This window comes from Carnobacterium sp., from assembly GCF_032094055.1.
Taxonomy (GTDB): Bacteria; Bacillota; Bacilli; order Lactobacillales; family Carnobacteriaceae; genus Carnobacterium_A.
Window position 1 is genome coordinate 2,537 of record NZ_DAMDAK010000082.1, and the last position, 2,542, is coordinate 5,078.

Annotated in this window: 3 protein-coding genes and 1 pseudogene; 2 read left to right on the forward strand and 2 right to left on the reverse strand. The window is 37.6% G+C overall.

From position 1 onward, the window contains the following. Positions 1-267 (reverse strand): annotated as a pseudogene (locus RT405_RS11065) (ABC transporter permease); the annotation flags it as partial. 179 nt (positions 268-446) lie between these two features. Between RT405_RS11065 and RT405_RS11070 the strand changes: the two are divergent. Both RT405_RS11070 and RT405_RS11075 read left to right on the forward strand, forming a co-directional pair. Beyond that, on the forward strand, positions 447-1,628 hold the full coding sequence (locus tag RT405_RS11070; RefSeq protein WP_313469694.1) for an iron-containing alcohol dehydrogenase: 1,182 nt from the start codon (positions 447-449) through the stop codon (positions 1,626-1,628). A 217-nt stretch (positions 1,629-1,845) separates the two neighbouring features. Continuing rightward, on the forward strand, positions 1,846-2,157 hold the full coding sequence (locus tag RT405_RS11075) for an ssDNA-binding protein (protein ID WP_313469695.1): 312 nt from the start codon (positions 1,846-1,848) through the stop codon (positions 2,155-2,157). A 144-nt stretch (positions 2,158-2,301) separates the two neighbouring features. Here RT405_RS11075 and RT405_RS11080 read toward each other — a convergent pair. After that, a partial coding sequence (locus RT405_RS11080) for a M20/M25/M40 family metallo-hydrolase (RefSeq protein ID WP_313469696.1) occupies positions 2,302-2,542 on the reverse strand: 241 nt, incomplete at its 5' end.

The window sequence follows — 2,542 nt, forward strand, 5'->3', positions numbered from 1 at the left end:
AGCTTGTCCTAAAAAAGCAACTTCTTCGCCCGAGACTTCTTTAGCTTGTTCCAATGTCATCATAGACATATTGATATTCGTATTGGACTCATCGGTCAGCACAATTCCATCTGCTCCCCACTTATCTACACTGGTGCGGTTATCTTGCGCTAATCCATACGCTAAACCGACTAGAAAATAAACTAAATAAGAGACTAAAACTAAAACGCCAATAATCAATGCAAAACGTGTTTTAGAATATTTTATTTCTTTCCAAGCTAAAAACATTTTTTTCTCCTTTTCTTAAACGTATTTAACTAAATATACCACAAACCAGCGGTTATTTTATAACATTCTGATTCTTATCTGCACGGAAGCAATTCCTTTCCTTTTCTTACTTCTTTGCGCTTAATCGTACAAAAGTTGTGCTATACTGAAAACACTTAAACGAAGGAGTGAAAAGACGTATGCAAAATGAAATTAATAATTTTACTTATTACAATCCAACAAAAATCGTGTTTGGTAAAAACCGTGTTCCTGAATTGGATCAACTGATTCCGCATGGCAAGAAAGTTCTGATTACTTATGGTGGAGGCAGCGTGGTAAAATTTGGAACTTTAGCTAGAGTTAAAGCGGCTCTGAACGGTTACGAAATTGGAGAATTCGGCGGTATCGAAGCAAACCCAACCTTTGAAACAGCTATGAAAGCTGTAGAATTAGTCCAAAAAGAAGGGTATGATTTTTTACTAGCAGTTGGCGGCGGTTCCGTCATTGATGCAACTAAGTTTATTGCTGCCGCTGTTCCTTTTGATGGCGATCCAATCGATATTTTTGGAGGCGGCATCGGAAAACGTCTGCCGGTCACTACTGCCTTACCATTTGCTACGGTTTTAACGCTGCCGGCAACAGGTTCAGAAATGAATGCTGGATCAGTTATTACTTTTAAAGAAAAACAAGCAAAATTAAGTTTTGGCAGTCCGTTTGTTTTCCCTCAGTTTTCCATTTTAGAACCTGAAATTACTTATAGCTTACCAGAACGCCAACTGGCTAATGGAGTGATTGATGCTTTCGTGCATATTATCGAACAATACTTGACTTATCCTGTAGGCGCTATGGTTCAAGATCGTTTTGCGGAAGGATTACTGCAAACTTTAATTGAAATTGGCCCTAGTATCATTGATGAAACTAACCATGATTACAACTTGCGGGCTAACTTTATGTGGACAGCGACCAATGCTTTAAATACCGTTCTTTCCCCTGGTGTACCTCAGGATTGGGCATCTCATGATATGGGACATGAAATTACAGCTCTTTATCAAGTTGATCATGCCAGAACTTTAACTATTATTTTGCCAGCATTATTGACCGTGCGTAAAGCAGAAAAATGGGGTAAGCTTTTACAGTATGCTGAACGTGTTTGGCATATCACCACTGGCAACGATGAAGAAAAAATCGATGCCGCTATTGAAAAAACAAAAACATTCTTTGAACGCTTAGGCGCACCTACTTCTTTTAAAGATATCGGTTTAGGAGAAGAAGTGATCGAGCCATTAGTAGCTCAATTAGAAAAACATGAACAAACCGCATTATCTGAACGCGGCGATCAAACGCTGGAAGTAAGCCGACACATTTACCGTCAAGCTCTTTAATCTATTGATTTTTTCTCTTTTCCGATTTTTATTACTTTGTGCTTAGTTTTTAGAATACCAAACACTTACTCTCCCGATCAGAAAAACTCTGGTCGGGCTTTTTTTTAAGGAATTCTACCTTGTTTAATGTTCTGTTCGCTTTACTTACAGAACATTTGTTCGTATAATAAGAATGTAATTACCTATAGTGAAAGTATCCAGCAAAGGAGCTGCTAATATGAATTCTGCTATTATCACAGGAAAAGTTGTTTCAGAAGTTAAGGTTATCAATACAAGCAATGGAACACCTCTATGTCGTTTCACACTCGAAGCAGATGGACGTCATTTTAATTGTTTAGTCGCTGGTTTGAAAGCTTATCGATTTGTGTATGCGATTGAAGAATATTCTATTATTACGATAGAAGGCCCCATTAACTCTCGCATGCAAGTGGTGGTGCAAAATTACCGGACTGAATCAAAGCCGAATTATTTTGGGCAAATATTTGATTATAAAGGCAGAAAATTGCCGCACAAAAAAGTTATGTTTTAGACTAATCAATCTTCATAGATTTTAGTTAGTTGCTTCACGTACCTCTTAGTACTCCAGTTAAGTAAAAAAATAAGACGGAAGATTCTAGAATTGCAAGTTACCTTATGCAAATTCCAGTTTTTCTTCCGTCTTATTTTTTAAAGCCTATTTAACCAATTCATAAATAGCTTCTGCATAGATACTCATCGCATTCATCAAATCATCGATTGCCATAAATTCATTTGCTTGGTGCATAGTATCTATACTATCTGGGAACATGGCACCATAAGCTACACCACGTTCAAACAACCGGCCATATGTGCCTCCACCAATCGTTTGTTCATGTGCTTCCAATCCTGTTTGCTTCGCATAAACATTCAACAACGTTTGAACCAACGGGTCTTCT

Coding starts and splice junctions, on each gene's coding strand:
- RT405_RS11075 (WP_313469695.1), top strand. CDS start 1,846: ATGAATTCTGCTATTATCACAGGAAAAGTTGTTTCAGAAGTTAAGGTT.
- RT405_RS11070 (WP_313469694.1), top strand. CDS start 447: ATGCAAAATGAAATTAATAATTTTACTTATTACAATCCAACAAAAATC.